Genomic DNA, 2723 nt, shown 5'->3' with positions numbered 1-2723 from the left:
TACCGCTGCCAATCTGGTTGTCTGGATCTAAATAATCTGGAATACCGTCACCGTCGCTGTCATCTGGAATACCATCTCCATCACCTTCATCTATGATACCATTATTGTTATTATCTGGAAGTACATCGTATTCATAAAGTGTCAAAATACCATCATTGTCATCATCGGCATCTAAATAGTTTGCAATACCATCGCCATCACTATCATCATCTCTAGGGTCTCCATTACCATTTAAGTCTTCCAATCGTGATGGAATCCCATCGGGTGAACTTATATAACTCCTTGTATTGAAATCATATATTTGATCTTGATCAGCAAAACTATAGGCGAGCATATCTACCTTAAAAATGTAAGGGTTGTAATTACCTGAACTGTAATAAGCAAGTCCTGAAGGGACAAATACAGCGCCTATACCGTAATCATTGTTCCAAACGATAGTCCCGTCATCAGGTTGATTTTCCGCATCATATCCTGTACCAACATTTAATTTGGTACAAAACCATGCAAAGCCTTCTGTTAAACCTCCTAAGGTATTAAATGAAACCTCTACATTGGAAGCGTCTTGTACGATGCCATTCATATAACTAGCTTCATACTTTACCACTACCTGATCTCCAAGCAAAGGGTGTTCTTCACTAGCCCCTTGCCTAGCAATGAGCATATACATTTTCTGCGGAACATCGTCAATTTTGATTATGGTATCTCTGAGCTCTGGGCGTTCAATCAGAGGGGTTTTACCTGCGTTGTCTCCTGCGATTGTATCGAACACAATTTTATAGTCAAAGTCTGCAGGAGGATTTTCAAATTGTTCGTAATTGTAAAAATGCGTTTTTAGGTAAGCCTGCAAATCTGCCTCATTTTCAGCCGTTACCTCAGTGAGGTCCCTAAGGGTTGGTCCACTATTACTATCATCATCGTTGTTACAAGCCAAAAGGGCAAGTAGGGCCACGGCGGCGAATCCTACAAATTTTATCTTCATCAATCTTGCTTTTACTTTCTTAAATGTTATATTCAACATATACAAGTGCGCAAGATACTATTTTCTAGTATTTTTGCTTCAACGTTAACGAAATTTTTTAAATTCTCAATATGCGGGTCGATAAATATTTGTGGTGTGTACGTTATTTTAAAACAAGAAACCTTGCTAGCACAGCATGTAAGAAGGGTCATGTTCGGGTAAACGGACAAAGCGTAAAGCCTTCTAGGGAGGTATATCCTACCGATAAAATTATACTGCGGAAGAATCAAATTGATTATCAAATAACTGTCTTGGATATTCCCGAGAGTCGTGTAGGCGCTAAACTGGTAGATATTTACCGGGTGGACACCACACCGAAAGAGGCTTTTGAACATACGGAGCTTTTAAAGTACGCTAAGGAGTACTACCGTAAAAAAGGAAGTGGTCGTCCAACTAAAAAAGATCGTAGGGATATTGATGATTACCTAGTCGATGGACAACAGGAGAGTAATTGATATTTTTACAAGTGTCTTTTAAAGAAAGGCTCATTATAGCATCTTAGATTTTACCATTATATCCTATCTTTGAAAAAACATTTTGGTTATGACAACTCAGGAAAATAAAATTCTATCACACGAAGAAATTCAGCATAAAATTAAACGTATCGCCTATCAGATTTATGAAACCTATGTGGATGAGGACGAAATCGTGATCGCTGGAATTGCTTCCAGTGGGTTGGAACTAGCTAAAAAGATCGATCAGTGTTTTAACGAAATAGCCGACATTAAAACGATCTTTTGTGAGGTCATAATTGACAAGGTAAATCCGTTAAAGCCAATTGAAACCTCTTTGGATAAATCCGAGTACCAGAACAAATGCGTTATTGTTGTGGATGATGTTTTAAACTCTGGAAGCACCTTAATTTATGCGGTTCGTCATTTCTTAGACGTCCCTCTTAAGAAATTAAAGACTGTTGTTCTAGTGGACAGAAACCATAAAAAGTACCCAGTAAAGGCTGACTTTAAAGGCATTTCCCTTTCGACCTCACTTCAAGAACATGTTGATGTGGTATTTGAAAATGGGAACGATGCAGTTTATTTAAGATAATTTTTCGATAATTTCCCCGGCGATTTCTTCAGGTGTTTGTTGTGTCACATTGATAATGTGATGCGCTTGCAAATAATAAAAATTACGCTCAAATAAATGCTTTCTAATGAATTCTGATAGGTCTTTATCCGCGATGTCCTTGATTAATGGACGGTATGATTTTTCGGGTTTTAATCGATCTATTAGCGTATCTACTGATAACTTTAGGTAGTATACATTTGGTGAGGTTTCAATGATGGTTTGCATGTTATTCCCAAAACATGGTGTTCCTCCTCCTAGCGAGACTACAGCTTTGGAATTGTCCTCTAGAAGCTCCCCAAGATACTGGGCTTCTTTCTTTCTAAAATACACCTCTCCTTTTTGTTTGAAGATCTCTGGGATATTTTGATTTTCTTTTGCTTCAATGTACTTGTCAAAGTCAATAAAATCTTTTTGAAGTTGTTTGGCTAAAACCTTACCAACAGTGGATTTTCCACTGCCCATATATCCAATTAATACGATCATACAAAAAACTTAATTAATTAGTTCTCATACCCTTAAGGGTAATCCTTAAAAAAAAGACAAATTTATAGTAAAAATGACTTGAAAAATAAATAAATGATCTTATATTTGCACCCGCTAACAGAAAAGTTAGTCAGCGTTAAAAATAACATACTTA

4 protein-coding genes are annotated in these 2723 nt (G+C 36.9%); 2 read left to right on the top strand and 2 right to left on the bottom strand.

Annotation, left to right across the window (positions count from 1 at the left end):
* Positions 1-979, bottom strand: a 979-nt coding sequence (locus VKY50_RS06240; protein ID WP_324299972.1) for an FKBP-type peptidyl-prolyl cis-trans isomerase, incomplete at its 3' end; no start/stop codon positions are given.
* A 110-nt stretch (positions 980-1089) separates the two neighbouring features.
* On the opposite strand from VKY50_RS06240, the gene VKY50_RS06235 reads away from it, so the two are divergent.
* A complete protein-coding gene (locus VKY50_RS06235; protein WP_324299970.1) occupies positions 1090-1473 on the top strand; it encodes an RNA-binding S4 domain-containing protein in 384 nt (127 codons plus the stop codon).
* A gap of 88 nt (positions 1474-1561) precedes the next feature.
* Positions 1562-2065, top strand: a complete 504-nt coding sequence (locus VKY50_RS06230) for a phosphoribosyltransferase family protein (protein WP_324299968.1) — start codon at positions 1562-1564, stop codon at positions 2063-2065.
* On the opposite strand, the gene VKY50_RS06225 is transcribed toward VKY50_RS06230, so the two are convergent.
* Positions 2057-2569, bottom strand: coding sequence for a shikimate kinase (locus VKY50_RS06225; RefSeq protein ID WP_324299966.1), 513 nt, complete (start codon positions 2567-2569; stop codon positions 2057-2059). The genes VKY50_RS06230 and VKY50_RS06225 overlap by 9 nt on opposite strands.
* Between the last annotated feature and the right edge of the window lie 154 nt (positions 2570-2723).

The organism is Galbibacter sp., assembly GCF_035306585.1.
GTDB lineage: Bacteria > Bacteroidota > Bacteroidia > Flavobacteriales > Flavobacteriaceae > Galbibacter.
The sequence above is the reverse complement of the archived record's forward strand: the minus strand, read 5'-3'. Positions and strand labels throughout refer to the sequence as shown.

Bases quoted from the DNA above. Each gene is read 5' to 3' on its own strand.
- VKY50_RS06235 (WP_324299970.1), top strand. From the start codon at position 1,090: ATGCGGGTCGATAAATATTTGTGGTGTGTACGTTATTTTAAAACAAGA.
- VKY50_RS06225 (WP_324299966.1), bottom strand. From the start codon at position 2,569: ATGATCGTATTAATTGGATATATGGGCAGTGGAAAATCCACTGTTGGT.
- VKY50_RS06230 (WP_324299968.1), top strand. From the start codon at position 1,562: ATGACAACTCAGGAAAATAAAATTCTATCACACGAAGAAATTCAGCAT.